Below are 15747 nucleotides of genomic sequence, written 5' to 3'. Positions count from 1 at the left end.
TCACTTGGGTTCTAAGAGTCCAGCTAAGGAAAAAAATCAACTAGAAAAGGATAAGGACTATGTCACGCCAAACACCGTCACTCTCATTTGAAGTGTTTCCTCCAAACCCAGCAGTAGGCAACGATAAGATTATTGCAGCTCTTCAAAATATGCAGGAGTTGGCCCCTCACTTTATCAGTGTAACTGCCAGCAATAATAAATTTAATATCAAGGAAACAACTGTTCGTTTGGCTGACTTTATCCAAAATGACTTGGCGATTCCGACTATTGCTCACTTGCCAGCCATCTATTTGACCAAGGACAAGGTGGCTGAAACCATTGCTGACTTGGATAAGGTTGGGGTGCAGAAAATTTTGGCTCTTCGTGGGGATATTATTCCAGATGTGGAGCCACAAAAGGATTTCCGATATGCAACGGACTTGATCAAGTTCATCAAGGAACAAGCCCCTCACTTTGATATTGTCGGAGCTTGCTACCCAGAAGGGCATCCAGATTCACCAAATCAGATTTCAGATATCCAAAATCTCAAGAAGAAAGTAGATGCAGGCTGTTCGAGTCTTGTAACTCAGCTTTTCTTTGACAATGAGCGCTTCTATGATTTCCAAGACAAGTGCATCTTGGCTGGGATTGATGTTCCTATTCATGCAGGGATTATGCCAATTCTAAATCGAAATCAAGCTCTCCGCCTCTTGAAGACTTGTGAGAATATCCATCTTCCACGCAAATTTAAAGCCATCTTAGACAAGTATGAGCATGACCCTGAGTCGCTCAGAGCAGCAGGACTTGCCTATGCAGTGGACCAAATCGTGGACTTGGTAACTCAGGATGTTGCCGGTGTGCATCTCTACACTATGAACAATGCGGATACAGCAAAATACATCCACCAAGCAACTCATGCTTTGTTTAATCACCAGTCTCTAGGATAATAAAAAGCAAACCATTCTTCTCAGTTGAGGGGAATGGTTCCTTTTTAATGGTAAAGGCCGCACTTTTTAAGAAAAATATGATAAAATAGACTCTGTACGTACTTGATACAAAGATGAGGGTATTAAAAAAATAATGCATTTAAACTGAGAGTCTTAGATGTTTTAGCATCAAAACTTTCTGATGACTAACGGTAGGAAAGAGCGACACGAACGAGTCAAATCGATGTTATTTGACGAGAGAGTTAGTAAAGCATTTAGCTAATCGCCTGATAGCGAGTAGCGTGAAAGGATTAGATGCTTTAGCATCAAACCTTTCTAATGATTTGTATCTTGAGAATTGAACACGCCTACAACTCTATGGAAAAAGATAAATCTGCCTAGGAGCAGTTGCTCCGTCGTTCGATTTCCTATTTTCCTTTGAGTTGCTTGACGGCTTAGTATCTTGATTTTTGTAGGCAAGGCGTATAATTTCATCAATCCAAAGGGGATTAAAATGACAAAACAAGTGTTTCAAACGACTTTTGCGGGTCGTGAGTTAATTGTAGAGACTGGTCAGGTTGCTAAGCAAGCAAATGGCTCTGTTGTCGTGCGTTACGGTGAGTCAACTGTCTTGACTGCTGCCGTTATGTCTAAGAAAATGGCAACTGGGGATTTCTTCCCCCTTCAAGTCAACTATGAAGAAAAAATGTATGCGGCTGGGAAGTTTCCTGGTGGCTTTATGAAACGTGAAGGACGTCCTTCAACAGATGCGACATTGACAGCGCGTTTGATTGACCGTCCAATCCGACCAATGTTTGCGGAAGGTTTCCGTAATGAAGTACAAGTCATCAACACCGTGCTTTCTTATGATGAAAATGCTTCTGCACCTATGGCAGCTATGTTTGGTTCATCCTTGGCGCTTTCTATTTCAGATATTCCGTTTGACGGACCAATCGCTGGGGTACAAGTGGGCTATGTAGATGGCCAAATCATCATCAATCCAAGTCAAGAACAAGCAGAGCTTTCTCTTCTTGAATTAACAGTAGCTGGTACCAAACACGCTATCAACATGGTAGAATCTGGTGCTAAAGAATTGTCAGAAGAAATCATGTTGGAAGCTCTCCTTAAAGGGCACGAAGCAGTTAAAGAATTGATTGCCTTCCAAGAAGAAATTGTTGCTGCTGTTGGTAAGGAAAAAGCAGAAGTGGAATTGCTTCATGTGGATGCGGACTTGCAAGCTGAAATCATCGCAGCCTACAACAGTGACCTCCAAAAAGCGGTTCAAGTAGAAGAAAAATTAGCTCGTGAAGCTGCAACTCAAGCAGTTAAGGATAAAGTAACTGCTGTTTACGAAGAAAAATATGCAGACCATGAAGAATTTGACCGTATCATGCGTGACGTGGCTGAAATTTTGGAACAAATGGAACACGCTGAAGTGCGCCGTTTGATTACAGAAGACAAGGTGCGTCCTGACGGTCGTAAGGTCGATGAAATCCGTCCTTTGGATGCGGTTGTTGACTTCCTTCCTCGTGTGCACGGCTCTGGTCTCTTTACTCGTGGGCAAACTCAGGCTCTTTCAGTCTTGACCTTGGCTCCGATGGGTGAAACTCAAATCATTGATGGTTTGGATCCAGAGTACAAGAAACGCTTTATGCACCACTATAACTTCCCACAATACTCTGTTGGGGAAACTGGTCGTTACGGTGCACCAGGTCGTCGTGAAATCGGTCACGGTGCTCTTGGTGAGCGTGCTCTTGCTCAAGTCTTGCCAAGTTTGGAAGAATTCCCATATGCTATCCGTTTGGTAGCAGAAGTCTTGGAATCAAACGGTTCTTCTTCTCAGGCTTCTATCTGTGCTGGAACTCTTGCCCTTATGGCTGGTGGTGTGCCAATCAAGGCGCCAGTAGCTGGTATTGCCATGGGACTTATCTCAGATGGAAACAACTACACTGTCTTGACAGATATCCAAGGTTTGGAAGACCACTTTGGAGACATGGACTTCAAGGTTGCGGGTACTCGTGACGGGATTACAGCCCTTCAAATGGATATCAAGATTCAAGGGATTACTGCAGAAATCTTGACTGAGGCTCTTGCTCAAGCCAAGAAAGCCCGTTTTGAAATCCTTGATGTGATTGAAGCAACCATTCCAGAAGTTCGTCCAGAATTGGCTCCAACTGCTCCGAAAATTGATACCATCAAGATTGATGTGGACAAGATTAAGATTGTCATCGGTAAGGGTGGAGAAACCATCGACAAGATTATCGCTGAAACAGGCGTTAAGATTGATATCGATGAAGAAGGAAATGTATCTATCTACTCTAGCGACCAAGATGCCATCAATCGTGCTAAAGAAATTATTGCTGGTTTGGTCCGTGAAGCCAAAGTGGATGAAGTTTACCGTGCTAAAGTCGTTCGTATCGAGAAATTTGGTGCCTTTGTTAACCTCTTTGATAAGACAGATGCCCTTGTTCATATCTCTGAGATGGCTTGGACGCGTACCAATAATGTCGAAGACTTGGTAGCAATCGGGGATGAAGTTGATGTTAAGGTTATCAAGATTGATGAAAAAGGACGTGTGGATGCTTCTATGAAAGCCCTTCTTCCTCGTCCTCCAAAACCTGAACGTGATGAAAAAGGCGAAAAGTCTGAGAGACCTCACCGCCCACGTCATCACAAGGACCACAAACCTAAGAAAGAATTTACAGAAACACCAAAAGATTCAGAATAAGAAAAGGAGAAATGTATGGGATGGTGGCGCGAAACCATTGATATCGTAAAAGAAAATGATCCAGCGGCCCGCACCACTTTGGAGGTTTTACTGACTTATCCAGGTGTCAAGGCCTTGGCGGCCCACCGTCTTTCGCATTTTCTCTGGAAGCATGGCTTCAAACTCTTGGCTCGTATGCACAGTCAGTTTTGGCGCTTTTGGACTCAGATTGAGATTCATCCAGGTGCTCAAATCGACTCTGGAGTCTTTATCGACCATGGTTCAGGCCTGGTTATCGGAGAGACTGCGATTGTTGAAAAAGGTGTTATGCTTTACCACGGAGTAACTCTTGGTGGGACAGGAAAAGACTGTGGCAAACGCCATCCAACCGTGCGAAAAGGAGCTTTAATATCCGCTCATGCCCAAGTCATTGGACCAGTGGAAATTGGTGAAAATGCCAAGGTCGGTGCAGCAGCAGTTGTCGTGGCAGACGTACCTAGTGATGTGACGGTTGTCGGTATTCCGGCTAAGATTGTCCGAGTTCATGGACAGAAGGATGAACCGACGATCCACGAAGTCGAAGAAAAACGAGAGTACTACGTCAATAAACTCGAGCAATCTAAAGATGCCAGTCACAGATCGTCTGGTTTGTAGAGGGTACCTATATGATTCAAGCAAGAAACAAGTTAAGCCAAGAGGAGCTATCTGAGGCGAAAAAACTAATTAACTATTGCCAAAACTATGACGGTACCTATCGTGATCCCTATCTTTCTAACATGCTTAATTTTGACCCAAACATGCCCGCCTTTTTCCTTTATTATGAAAAAGGCGAACTTGTTGGTCTCTTAACTGTCTATGCTGATGACCAAGATGTGGAAGTGACGATACTGGTTCATCCAGATCATCGCCATCAGGGAATTGCGCGTGCATTGTTTACTAGTTTTGAGAAAGAAACGGCTTCTTTCTCTATTCGTTCAGTGACTTTTCAGACAGAACGTATTTTTCTAGAACGTCATCCTGATTTTGCCAGCAACTGGGGATTGGTCGAGGACGAGGATACAGAAACTTGGTTAGGTAAGGATAGAAAACCTTATCAGTTAGCAAATTTTTCTAATCTTGAAGTTTTGTTAGCAGATAGTTCGTATCAGGAGCAAATTAGTCAGTTAAAATTTCAGGCATTCTCAGAGGAACATGAGTCTAGAGAGATTGTTGATAGATATGTCGCTGAAGCTCTGAAGGATCCAGAAAGTCGCTTATATATTTTGTTAAAAGACGGTCAGGTTATTGGAACTTGCACGGTAGATTTATCGACTAATACGAATTACTTCTACGGTTTAGCAATATCTGAACCTGAACGTGGGAAAGGCTATGGAAGCTACTTAGCAAAATCCCTTGTCAACCAACTAATTGAGCAAAATGATAAGGAATTTCAGATTGCAGTGGAAGATAGCAATGTAGGTGCCAAGCGCTTATATGAAAAGATTGGCTTTGTCAAACAAACCCAAGTGGTTTATCTGAATGCGAAAGGAGCAAGGGATTCCGAAGTGTAGAGACATTCGGACTGAAATTCAATTGAACTCTTAGTGATGAAACTAATTGTTCTTGGATTTTGGATTTCCTGACTATGATTTATGATTAAAATCTATGACACTATGTCTCGTGATTTGCGAGAATTTGTCCCGATTGAGGACGGCAAGGTCAAGATGTATGTTTGTGGGCCAACCGTGTATAACTATATCCACGTGGGGAATGCCCGTTCAACGGTGGCTTTTGATACGATTCGACGTTATTTTGAGTACCGTGGTTTTGAGGTTACCTATATTTCCAATTTCACAGATGTGGATGATAAGATTATCAACCGTGCCAAGGAAGAAGGGATCACGCCTCAGGAGGTTGCGGACAAGTACATCGTTGCCTTTCGTGAGGATGTGACGGCCTTGGGCGTCAAACCTGCGACTCGCCATCCGCGTGTGGTGGAGTTTATGGCTGACATCATCCGCTTTGTGGAAGACTTGATTGGAAAAGGCTTTGCCTACGAGAGTCAAGGAGATGTCTATTTCCGTGTGGAAAAATCTCATAACTATGCCCAGTTGGCCAATAAAACCTTGGAAGATTTGGAGCTAGGTGCTTCAGGTCGAACCGATGAAGAAACGGCTCGTAAGGAAAATCCTGTAGACTTTGCTCTATGGAAAGCTGCCAAATCAGGCGAGATTTCTTGGGACAGTCCTTGGGGACCTGGTCGTCCGGGCTGGCATATTGAGTGTTCGGTCATGTCAACAGAGATTTTGGGCGATACCATCGATATCCACGGTGGCGGAGCCGACCTCGAGTTTCCTCATCATACCAATGAAATTGCCCAGTCAGAAGCCAAAACAGGTAAGACCTTTGCTAACTACTGGATGCATAATGGCTTTGTCAATATCGATAATGTCAAGATGTCTAAGTCTTTGGGGAACTTTATCACTGTTCATGATGCCCTCAAAACTCTTGATGGTCAAGTGCTTCGTTTCTTCTTTGCGACTCAGCATTACCGTAAGCCTATCAACTTTACGGAAAAGGCAGTGCGTGATGCAGAGACCAATCTCAAGTATCTGAAGAACACTTATGAGCAACCATTTACTGGAACTGTAAATGCTCAAGAGTTACAAGCCTTTAAAGATAAGTTTGTAGCAGCTATGGATGAGGATTTCAACGCTGCTAATGGTATCACAGTTGTCTTTGAAATGGCCAAGTGGATTAACTCTGGCAATTATGATGCAAGTGTTAAGGAAGCTCTTGCGGATATGTTAGAAGTCTTTGGAATTGTCTTTATTGAGGAAGTTTTGGATGCAGATATTGAAGACTTGATCCAAAAACGCCAAGAAGCGCGTGCCAATCGTGACTTTGCGACAGCGGACCAGATCCGTGACCAATTGGCTACTCAAGGAATTAAGCTCCTTGACACCAAAGATGGAGTGAGGTGGACACGTGATTGATGTCAATCTCATTAACGGGATTGCGCTAGCCTTTGAAGGAGATGCGGTGTATTCTATGTATATTCGTCGTCACCTCATCCTCAAAGGCATGACCAAACCCAATAAACTCCACCAAGAAGCGACCAAGTATGTGTCGGCTAAAGCTCAGGCTCGCCTGATTTCTCTTATGTTGGAGGAGCATGTCCTGACGGAAAAAGAAGAAGAAATCTACAAACGTGGTCGCAATACCAATAGTCACACAAAGGCTAAAAATGCCGATGTGGTGACCTACCGTATGTCCACAGGTTTTGAAGCAGTCATGGGTTATCTCCATATGACTGAAAATCTGGAACGTCTTGAGAGCTTGATTTCGTGGTGCATCCAAAAAGTGGAGGGCTAGGACATGATGGCAAAAGAAATACAAGACTGGTTTCCTGAAGCTCAGATTTCAGACCAACCAGTAGAGAAAGAGGGTTATCTCACTCTTCCTTTAGCTTCTCAACAGTGGATTTTGCTTGAGGAAACTGGCCTCAGTGAGCGTGAAAAGCAGTTGATTTCACTTTTGACCCAGCAGGAGCAGGCTCGTTCGCTCAATCCTTGGTATTCTTTTTTGATTGAGGGGAAGGGACAGACACCACAAACTTTTAAAAAGATTCAGTTGGCCTATTGTCATCTTTCCTATTTTCATCAGGAAAATCTAGCTTCTTGGCTGGATATGATGCGGACTCTATTTCCTAACTGTCAGACAGTGCTTCAGGTCGGAGCTCAGGATTATGTTTTCGTGCTTCAGCAAGATAAATACACCTCTGTACGAGCTATTTTAAGTGATACGATTGAAGCGGTAGAGTATGACTTTGGACTTCGTCTGTCTATCATGTTGGGCCAGGTTTGGTCTCAGACGAGAAATCAAGCCCTATCAGACTTAATCAAAGCTGAGCGCGAGTTGTTCAAGACTTGGTGGCGTCAGGGTCACCAAGGTGTTCATACTTTTTCTCAGCTCTATCTTTGGAGTATCGGAGAAAGACTTGTGGACTTGAAGGCAATCAAGGAATGCTTGCACCAGATGATCTTGGATCAAGACCAGATTCAGGAAATCATTCTCTCCCTTTGGGAAAATAGTGCTGTCCTAACAAAAACAGCCCAGCAACTCTATCTGCACCGCAATTCTCTCCAATATAAGATTGATAAATGGGAAGAATTGACAGGGCTACAGTTGAAAGAACTGACTGACTTGACCCTGTGTTATCAATTGATTTTACCAGATATTCTCTAAAGTTTTGTGCAAGTTGCACAGAACTTTTTTATTTTTTTGGTCACCTTGCCATAGAAATGTAAAGCGTTTTCATCTATAATAAAACTATCAAAAGACAAAAGGAGTTCACCTCATGGTAGAATTGAATCTTAAAAACATTTACAAAAAATATCCAAACAGCGAACACTATTCAGTTGAAGACTTCAACTTGGACATCAAAGACAAAGAATTTATCGTTTTCGTAGGTCCTTCAGGATGTGGTAAATCAACAACTCTTCGTATGATTGCTGGTCTTGAAGACATCACAGAAGGTACTGCATCTATCGATGGCGTGGTTGTCAACGACGTAGCTCCAAAAGACCGTGACATCGCCATGGTATTCCAAAACTACGCTCTTTACCCACACATGACTGTTTATGACAACATGGCTTTCGGTTTGAAATTGCGTAAATACAGCAAAGAAGACATCGACAAACGTGTACAAGAAGCAGCTGAAATCCTTGGATTGAAAGAATTTTTGGAACGTAAACCAGCTGACCTTTCAGGTGGTCAACGTCAGCGTGTTGCTATGGGGCGTGCTATCGTCCGTGATGCAAAAGTATTCTTGATGGATGAACCTTTGTCAAACTTGGATGCCAAACTTCGTGTATCTATGCGTGCTGAAATCGCTAAAATCCACCGTCGTATCGGAGCTACAACTATCTACGTAACTCACGACCAAACAGAAGCGATGACACTTGCAGACCGTATCGTTATCATGTCAGCAACTAAGAACCCTGCTGGTACAGGTACTATCGGACGTGTAGAACAAATCGGTACTCCTCAAGAAGTTTACAAAAACCCAGTTAACAAATTCGTAGCAGGATTCATCGGAAGCCCAGCTATGAACTTCATCAACGTGAAATTGGTTGGTAGCGAAATTGTTTCTGACGGTTTCCGTTTGAAAGTTCCAGAAGGAGCATTGAAAGTTCTTCGTGAAAAAGGCTACGAAGGTAAAGAATTGATCTTCGGTATCCGTCCAGAAGACGTGAATGCAGAACCTGCTTTCCTTGAAACATTCCCAGAATCAGTTGTCAAAGCTACTATCTCAGTATCAGAATTGCTTGGTTCAGAATCTCACCTTTACTGCCAAGTTGGTAAAGATGAATTTGTTGCTAAAGTTGATGCTCGTGACTACTTGCAAACAGGTGCAACAGTTGAACTTGGATTTGACTTGAACAAAGCACACTTCTTCGATGTAGAAACTGAAAAAACAGTTTACTAAGATAAATAAAACTCAAAACACTGCTAGAAATCTGGCAGTGTTTTTGATATGGATATTGATTGAGTAGGAATTTTCTAGTTTTCATATTCTTAAAAAAGTGATAAAATGGTAGGAAGAATTGGAGAGTAGAGATGCCGAAAGAAGTGAATTTAACAGGCGAAGAAGTTGTCGCTTTAACCAAAGAATATTTAACGGAAGAGGATGTTGCTTTTGTACATAAAGCCTTGATTTACGCCGTTGAATGCCATAGTGGTCAATATCGTAAATCAGGTGAGCCTTATATCATTCACCCTATCCAAGTGGCAGGTATTTTAGCTAAGCTCAAGCTGGATGCTGTAACGGTAGCTTGTGGTTTCTTGCATGACGTGGTGGAAGATACTGATGCGACCTTGGACGATTTGGAAAGGGAGTTTGGTCCTGATGTGCGCGTGATTGTCGATGGAGTTACCAAGCTCGGTAAAGTTAAGTACAAGTCTCACGAGGAGCAATTAGCGGAAAATCATCGCAAGATGCTTATGGCCATGTCTGAGGATATCCGTGTTATCTTGGTCAAACTGTCTGACCGCTTGCATAATATGCGAACCCTGAAACATCTTAGAAAAGACAAGCAGGAGCGCATTTCCAAAGAAACAATGGAAATATATGCACCTCTTGCTCACCGTCTGGGGATTTCCAGTGTCAAATGGGAATTGGAAGACCTGTCTTTCCGTTATCTCAATCCTACGGAGTTTTACAAGATTACCCATATGATGAAGGAAAAGCGCAGAGAGCGTGAAGCCTTGGTGGATGAGGTGGTCACAAAATTAGAGGAATATACGACAGATCGTCATCTAAATGGGAAGATTTACGGTCGTCCCAAGCATATTTACTCGATTTTCCGCAAAATGCAGGATAAGAGAAAACGTTTTGAGGAAATCTATGACCTGATTGCCATTCGTTGTATTTTAGATACCCAAAGTGATGTTTATGCCATGCTTGGTTATGTGCATGAACTTTGGAAACCAATGCCAGGTCGTTTCAAAGACTATATCGCTAACCGCAAGGCCAATGGTTATCAGTCTATCCATACGACTGTTTATGGGCCAAAAGGGCCGATTGAATTCCAGATTCGGACCAAAGAAATGCACGAGGTGGCTGAGTACGGGGTTGCGGCTCACTGGGCTTATAAGAAAGGCATCAAGGGGCAGGTTAACAGCAAGGAATCAGCTATTGGGATGAACTGGATCAAGGAGATGATGGAGCTCCAAGACCAGGCTGATGATGCCAAGGAATTTGTCGATTCAGTTAAGGAAAACTATCTGGCTGAGGAGATTTACGTCTTTACCCCAGATGGAGCTGTTCGTTCCCTTCCAAAAGATTCAGGACCGATTGACTTTGCCTATGAAATCCATACAAAAGTTGGGGAAAAAGCAACTGGTGCCAAGGTCAATGGTCGTATGGTTCCACTGACAACCAAGCTCAAGACAGGGGATCAGGTTGAAATTGTCACCAACCCTAACTCCTTTGGGCCGAGCCGTGACTGGCTCAACATGGTCAAGACCAGCAAGGCGCGTAACAAGATTCGTCAGTTCTTTAAAAACCAAGATAAGGAATTATCTGTCAACAAGGGTCGTGAAATGCTGATGGCTCAGTTCCAAGAAAATGGCTATGTGGCCAATAAATTCATGGACAAGCGCCACATGGATCAAGTTCTGCAAAAGACCAGCTACAAGACAGAAGAATCTCTCTTTGCGGCTATTGGTTTTGGCGAAATCGGTGCTATTACTGTCTTTAACCGTCTGACTGAAAAGGAACGTCGTGAGGAAGAACGTGCCAAGGCCAAGGCGGAAGCAGAAGAGCTTGTCAAAGGTGGCGAGATCAAGGTTGAAAACAAAGAAACCCTCAAGGTTAAGCATGAGGGTGGAGTGGTCATTGAAGGTGCCTCAGGTCTCCTAGTGCGGATTGCTAAGTGTTGTAATCCTGTTCCTGGTGACGATATTGTTGGCTACATTACCAAGGGGCGTGGTGTGGCTATTCATCGTGTGGACTGTATGAACCTGCGTGCCCAAGAAAACTACGAGCAACGTCTCCTTGATGTGGAATGGGAAGACCAGTATTCAAACTCAAATAAGGAGTATATGGCCCATATCGATATTTATGGCCTCAACCGTACAGGACTGTTGAATGATGTACTGCAAGTTCTTTCAAACACAACCAAGAATATTTCAACGGTCAATGCCCAACCAACCAAGGATATGAAATTTGCTAATATCCATGTATCCTTCGGCATTGCCAACCTTTCGACGCTGACTACGGTCGTGGACAAGATTAAGAGTGTGCCAGAAGTTTACTCTGTCAAACGGACTAACGGCTAATTGTCCTAGCTCTTACTAGAAAGGCTATTATGAAAATCATTATCCAACGGGTAAAAAAAGCCCAAGTGAGTATCGAAGGTCAGGTGCAGGGGAAAATCAATCAGGGGCTCCTATTGCTGGTTGGTGTTGGACCAGAGGACCAAGAGGAAGATTTGGACTATGCTGTGAGAAAATTGGTCAACATGCGGATTTTTTCAGACGCAGAAGGCAAGATGAACCTGTCTGTTAAGGATATTGAAGGAGAAATCCTCTCCATTTCTCAGTTTACCCTCTTTGCGGATACTAAGAAAGGCAATCGTCCAGCCTTTACAGGGGCAGCTAAGCCTGATATGGCATCAGACTTCTATGATGCTTTCAATCAAAAATTAGCGCAAGAAGTGCCCGTTCAGACAGGCATTTTTGGAGCGGATATGCAAGTTGAGCTGGTCAATGACGGACCAGTTACCATTATCCTTGATACTAAAAATAGATAAGAAAGACCAAGCCCAGCCGGCTTGGTTTTTCTCATCTATCATAAAATACTCCAAAAAGAAATCGGTTCTTGATAGGCCTTGGGGAAATCTTGTTTCAGGATTTGGCTTATGCGATAGGAAGGGATGAGGTGTCCTAGGATTAGGAGAGTTCCCTGAAGGAGAAGTGGCATACCACTTAAACATATCAAGGAGAGAATCATCAGGATATCCCATAGGAGGATTTGTAAGGTAAAACCCCAGAATCTTGGTCTAATCTGGGAATAGAGTTGACTAAAGTGGTCACAAAGTTGGTTGGAAAGATAGGTCAATAGCACAGGATGAAAGAAAATGAGCCAACCGCTATAAATCAAAATCCAGTCCCAAGTAAGCCCCCCTTTAAATGTCAAAAATGTTAGCATGATTCCATCAATGACAAGGAGTTGAGTGGTTTTGATGAAGATGATTTTTTTCATGCTAAAACCTCCTTTTCCTTATAGACACTTCCATAAAGAAATGCGTTTGTCATAAAAGTCTGGATAGTTGTTTCTTAGGTAGTCCGCTGTCCTATAATAAAAAGTAGAATGGCAAGCAGTGATGATTGGCATAAGAGCGGAAAATCGCTGAGAACTAACGAAGGCTAAAAGGACAAAAAATAGAAAATCACTGGAGAGAACCCCTAAATAGTAGAAGCGAATCTTTTTATTGATTTGAGGATAAATCTCAGCGAATTGATATTTGAGTCGGACAACCAAGCGAAACAGCAGTAGTCCCTGAGCAAGGAGGAAAATAAAACCAGAGAGCAAGAGCCACTCCAAAGATGTCTCGGGTTTTTTGTTAAAAAATGCCAATAGTAGCAAATCGATGACTGCAATTGCTGTAAAATGGATTCTAAAGAGTTTTTTCATGACAAGACCTCCCTCTTTTATCTATTTTCATTCTACTCCAAAAGAATGGGAGTTACAACTAAAGTGATAAAAATAGCAGAAGGGAGATTCTCTTAAGTCGACTTGTTTTTTTATTTAAGTTTTCTTCTATCTTACTTCTTCATCATTCCAGACAAATAAAGCTCCGATTGCATTGAGGATATAAAAGATGTATTTTCCAATATTGGCAAAATTCCCTTGAATACCAGCTTTTGTCAGCTGAACAAAATTGTAAATCAACCAAAAGCCCCACTGAGTTGTTAGTTTCAATGCGTTAAAAGCATTGGCAATGAGAGACAGTGCAAAGGCAATAGTTGTCACATAGGCAAGGAGATTCATCTTGCCCCCATATCCGATATAGTTGGTCACAAAGGCAAAGAGGAAGGCGATGATGGAAATGATGATGGCCGCCAATTTTACCTGTTTTTGGCTCATTTGGTTGGGTCTGCCTTCTTGCGAAACTTCCCATTTCTTTATAGCAAAGGTATAAATGAGGAAGGTGACGGGATAGGTAATGATGGCCGCCTTATTTCCAAGGATATAATCAATAGCACCGGACAAAATGGTATTAACAATACCAAAGTAATTTCCCCATTTGCTTAATTTTCCCGTGAAACGAGTGGACAACATGGAAATCCCAACATTGGTTACGGAAATCAATCCAAAGGGTACAAGAGCTGTCCATGGTCCCCAGTCTACAAATTTATCGAGGCGTGAGTTGAGGTAACCAGATGCAATCGCAATCCCAACGACCAAAGCAACCCCGAAGAGGTCAAACCATTTGGATGTCGCAAAAATTTTTAGTGATTTTTTAATATATTAAGATATCTTTCTTTTTTTTAACAAATATTATACAATTAAATGAAAGTAAAATCAAATGATAGAAATAAAACCCTGAAAATAAAATTTTCAGGGGTGGTTGGGGTACTTGAGAAATTAGTCGATTTTTTCGACATAGAGTTGTTTGGCAATGTCCATACTTACTTGTAAGTCCTCGTCTTTACTAAGGATAGTGAAGGTATTGCTGAAGCCATCAAACTGCTTGACTTGGAGCGAATCACCGATGTGAAGTGAGTGCTTGTCCAGATAATGGAGAATGTCAAAACTATCGTGCACCCGAGTTAGGCGATAGGCGCCAGCTTCCTTGATATCAGCTAGTGGGAGATTATTGATTTCAACTAGGAGTTCTCCCTTGGCAGGAATGGTTCCTCCGTGGGGGCAGGTTTTAGGGAAACCTAGCAATTTTTCTAGTCTCTCCACGAATAGCTCAGAGACAGTATGTTCCAAGACCTCAGCTTCTTCATGAATCTGGTCACTAGTATAGTCTAAATGATGAACTAGAAAAACTTCAATCAAGCGGTGTTTACGATAGAGCTCAGAGACTAGTTTGAGGCCGAGGTCAGTCAGTAGATAGCCACATTCCTTGTCCTTGAGGATGAGGTTTTCGCTCTTCATCCGTTTAATCATTTCAGTTACAGCAGGGGGAGAGACTTGCATGCGGGCAGCAATTTCCTTGTTGGTAATTTTATGCAGGTCTATGCCAATTTCATAAATACACTTTAGATAATCTTCTTTATTCGGGGTCATTCGTTTCCTCTTGTCTAATATCTTTATCTAGTATATCAAAAAAAGCTAGATTTCTCTAGCTATCTGCCACAATGGCTTCTAATTTAGTTCTTTAGCAGCTGCAATTGCGGCTTCGAAGTTTGGTTCAGAGTTGATATTGTCCACGTATTCAACGTAGCGAATCGTATTGTCAGTATCGAGGACAAAGACTGCGCGTGCCAATAGGTGCCACTCATTGATTAAGAGGGCATAATCACGTCCAAAGGAATGGTCGAAATAGTCTGAGAGCATGATGGCATTTTCAATACCTTCAGCACCGCACCAACGTTTTTGGGCAAAAGGGAGGTCCATGGAAACAGTCAAGACAACCGTATTATCCAGTCCAGCCAGTTCTTCATTAAAACGACGCGTTTGAGTTGAGCAGATTCCTGTATCGATAGAAGGCACGACACTCAAGACTTTTTTCTTGCCATCAAAATCAGCCAGAGATTTTTTAGAAAGGTCTGTTGTAGTGAGTGAAAAATCAAGTGCCTTGTCGCCGACTTGTAGTTGTTTACCTGTAAAGCTCACAGGATTTCCGAGAAAAGTTACCATAGGATATTCCAATCTTTTTTCTTCCATTTTAGCTGAAACAGTCGGAATTTTCCAATGATTTGACCGGAAATATGGGCATAGAAAAAAACGCCAGTTCATTGTACTGACCCCAAAATTTAGACAATTAATTTATCCGAAGGATTTAGTTCTGTATTGCACAGGGCTAAGTCCTTTTAGTTTTACCTTAATTCGTTTATTGTTGTAGTAATCAATATAGTCTACAATGGCTTGTTCCAATTGCTTAAGCGACTGAAATGACTTCTCATAACCGTAAAACATCTCCGATTTCAGAATGCCAAAGAAGGACTCCATCATACCGTTGTCTGGGCTGTTACCCTTGCGCGACATGGATGCTTGAATTCCCTTACTCTCTAGGAACCGATGATAAGAATCGTGTTGGTATTGCCAGCCTTGATCACTATGGAGAATCGTATTCTCGTAGTGTTTCTCTGTGAAGGCCTGTTCCAACATTGTTTTTACTTGTTCTAAATTAGGAGAACAAGAAAGATTAAAAGCAATAATTTCGCTGTTAAAACCATCTAAAACTGGCGATAAGTAAAGCTTTTGAGTGCTTGCTGGAATGGCAAATTCTGTCACATCCGTATAACACTTTTCCATTGGTTTAGCTGCTTCAAATTGACGTTGAATGAGATTATCTGCCTTCTTACCAACGTCTCCTTTATGAGAAGAATATTTTCGTTTCTGTCGCATTTTAGCTTGTAAATTGAGTACTTTCATCAAGCGTTGAACTCTTTTATGATTTACCAGATAACCAC

The 15747-nt window shown here is 42.3% G+C and carries 16 protein-coding genes; 10 read left to right on the top strand and 6 right to left on the bottom strand.

Annotated elements, in window-relative coordinates; translation table 11 throughout:
- The first annotated feature begins 59 nt into the window (after positions 1–59).
- The 10 genes from metF to dtd all read left to right on the top strand — a co-directional run bounded on the left by metF (position 60) and on the right by dtd (position 11909).
- Positions 60–926, top strand: coding sequence for a methylenetetrahydrofolate reductase [NAD(P)H] (gene metF, locus B7692_RS02690; RefSeq protein ID WP_045612155.1), 867 nt, complete (start codon positions 60–62; stop codon positions 924–926).
- Positions 927–1419: 493 nt separating this feature from the next.
- Positions 1420–3633, top strand: coding sequence for a polyribonucleotide nucleotidyltransferase (gene pnp / locus B7692_RS02680; protein WP_084929827.1), 2214 nt, complete (start codon positions 1420–1422; stop codon positions 3631–3633).
- 15 nt (positions 3634–3648) lie between these two features.
- On the top strand, positions 3649–4266 hold the full coding sequence (cysE, locus tag B7692_RS02675) for a serine O-acetyltransferase (RefSeq protein WP_000539984.1): 618 nt from the start codon (positions 3649–3651) through the stop codon (positions 4264–4266).
- An 11-nt stretch (positions 4267–4277) separates the two neighbouring features.
- A complete protein-coding gene (locus B7692_RS02670; protein WP_084929826.1) occupies positions 4278–5162 on the top strand; it encodes a GNAT family N-acetyltransferase in 885 nt (294 codons plus the stop codon).
- 81 nt (positions 5163–5243) lie between these two features.
- A complete protein-coding gene (gene cysS, locus B7692_RS02660; protein WP_084929843.1) occupies positions 5244–6587 on the top strand; it encodes a cysteine--tRNA ligase in 1344 nt (447 codons plus the stop codon).
- A complete protein-coding gene (locus tag B7692_RS02655; protein ID WP_045612146.1) occupies positions 6580–6966 on the top strand; it encodes a Mini-ribonuclease 3 in 387 nt (128 codons plus the stop codon). The genes cysS and B7692_RS02655 overlap by 8 nt, the downstream gene beginning before the upstream one ends.
- 3 nt (positions 6967–6969) lie before the next feature.
- Positions 6970–7839 carry a helix-turn-helix domain-containing protein gene (locus B7692_RS02650; protein WP_084929825.1) on the top strand — a complete coding sequence of 290 codons (870 nt, stop codon included), beginning with the start codon at positions 6970–6972 and terminating at the stop codon, positions 7837–7839.
- A gap of 112 nt (positions 7840–7951) precedes the next feature.
- The gene (locus B7692_RS02645) at positions 7952–9082 is read left to right on the top strand and encodes an ABC transporter ATP-binding protein (RefSeq protein WP_000229952.1); all 1131 of its coding nucleotides are present in this window, start codon (positions 7952–7954) and stop codon (positions 9080–9082) included.
- Between the two features lie 131 nt (positions 9083–9213).
- Positions 9214–11436 (top strand): RelA/SpoT family protein, encoded by a 2223-nt coding sequence (locus tag B7692_RS02640; protein WP_084929824.1) that lies wholly within the window; start codon positions 9214–9216, stop codon positions 11434–11436.
- 29 nt (positions 11437–11465) lie between these two features.
- Positions 11466–11909: a D-aminoacyl-tRNA deacylase gene (gene dtd, locus B7692_RS02635; RefSeq protein WP_000691419.1), complete on the top strand. Its 444-nt coding sequence runs from the start codon at positions 11466–11468 to the stop codon at positions 11907–11909.
- Between the two features lie 38 nt (positions 11910–11947).
- Here dtd and B7692_RS02630 read toward each other — a convergent pair whose 3' ends face one another.
- From B7692_RS02630 to B7692_RS02605, 6 genes are all read right to left on the bottom strand, one after another.
- Positions 11948–12361, bottom strand: coding sequence for a hypothetical protein (locus B7692_RS02630; protein WP_084929823.1), 414 nt, complete (start codon positions 12359–12361; stop codon positions 11948–11950).
- 18 nt (positions 12362–12379) lie between these two features.
- Positions 12380–12793, bottom strand: a complete 414-nt coding sequence (locus B7692_RS02625; protein ID WP_084929822.1) for a hypothetical protein — start codon at positions 12791–12793, stop codon at positions 12380–12382.
- 126 nt (positions 12794–12919) lie between these two features.
- Positions 12920–13567, bottom strand: a complete 648-nt coding sequence (locus B7692_RS02620; RefSeq protein ID WP_084929821.1) for a nicotinamide mononucleotide transporter — start codon at positions 13565–13567, stop codon at positions 12920–12922.
- Positions 13568–13747: 180 nt separating this feature from the next.
- Entirely contained in the window at positions 13748–14398 is a 651-nt protein-coding gene (locus B7692_RS02615; RefSeq protein WP_084929820.1) for a metal-dependent transcriptional regulator, read from the bottom strand.
- Positions 14399–14476: 78 nt separating this feature from the next.
- On the bottom strand, positions 14477–14971 hold the full coding sequence (gene tpx / locus B7692_RS02610; protein ID WP_033682328.1) for a thiol peroxidase: 495 nt from the start codon (positions 14969–14971) through the stop codon (positions 14477–14479).
- Positions 14972–15100: 129 nt separating this feature from the next.
- The coding region (locus B7692_RS02605) for an IS3 family transposase (RefSeq protein ID WP_142360016.1) at positions 15101–15747 on the bottom strand (647 nt) is incomplete at its 5' end.

The organism is Streptococcus mitis (genome assembly GCF_002096925.1).
Lineage (GTDB): Bacteria > Bacillota > Bacilli > Lactobacillales > Streptococcaceae > Streptococcus > Streptococcus mitis_AF.
This window is presented reverse-complemented; position numbering and strand designations above follow the sequence as displayed.

What these genes read in the sequence shown, in the direction of transcription:
- metF (WP_045612155.1), top strand. Translation starts at nt 60, where the DNA reads ATGTCACGCCAAACACCGTCACTCTCATTTGAAGTGTTTCCTCCAAAC.
- pnp (WP_084929827.1), top strand. Translation starts at nt 1,420, where the DNA reads ATGACAAAACAAGTGTTTCAAACGACTTTTGCGGGTCGTGAGTTAATT.
- cysE (WP_000539984.1), top strand. Translation starts at nt 3,649, where the DNA reads ATGGGATGGTGGCGCGAAACCATTGATATCGTAAAAGAAAATGATCCA.
- B7692_RS02670 (WP_084929826.1), top strand. Translation starts at nt 4,278, where the DNA reads ATGATTCAAGCAAGAAACAAGTTAAGCCAAGAGGAGCTATCTGAGGCG.
- cysS (WP_084929843.1), top strand. Translation starts at nt 5,244, where the DNA reads ATGATTAAAATCTATGACACTATGTCTCGTGATTTGCGAGAATTTGTC.
- B7692_RS02650 (WP_084929825.1), top strand. Translation starts at nt 6,970, where the DNA reads ATGATGGCAAAAGAAATACAAGACTGGTTTCCTGAAGCTCAGATTTCA.
- B7692_RS02645 (WP_000229952.1), top strand. Translation starts at nt 7,952, where the DNA reads ATGGTAGAATTGAATCTTAAAAACATTTACAAAAAATATCCAAACAGC.
- B7692_RS02640 (WP_084929824.1), top strand. Translation starts at nt 9,214, where the DNA reads ATGCCGAAAGAAGTGAATTTAACAGGCGAAGAAGTTGTCGCTTTAACC.
- dtd (WP_000691419.1), top strand. Translation starts at nt 11,466, where the DNA reads ATGAAAATCATTATCCAACGGGTAAAAAAAGCCCAAGTGAGTATCGAA.
- B7692_RS02630 (WP_084929823.1), bottom strand. Translation starts at nt 12,361, where the DNA reads ATGAAAAAAATCATCTTCATCAAAACCACTCAACTCCTTGTCATTGAT.
- B7692_RS02625 (WP_084929822.1), bottom strand. Translation starts at nt 12,793, where the DNA reads ATGAAAAAACTCTTTAGAATCCATTTTACAGCAATTGCAGTCATCGAT.
- B7692_RS02615 (WP_084929820.1), bottom strand. Translation starts at nt 14,398, where the DNA reads ATGACCCCGAATAAAGAAGATTATCTAAAGTGTATTTATGAAATTGGC.
- tpx (WP_033682328.1), bottom strand. Translation starts at nt 14,971, where the DNA reads ATGGTAACTTTTCTCGGAAATCCTGTGAGCTTTACAGGTAAACAACTA.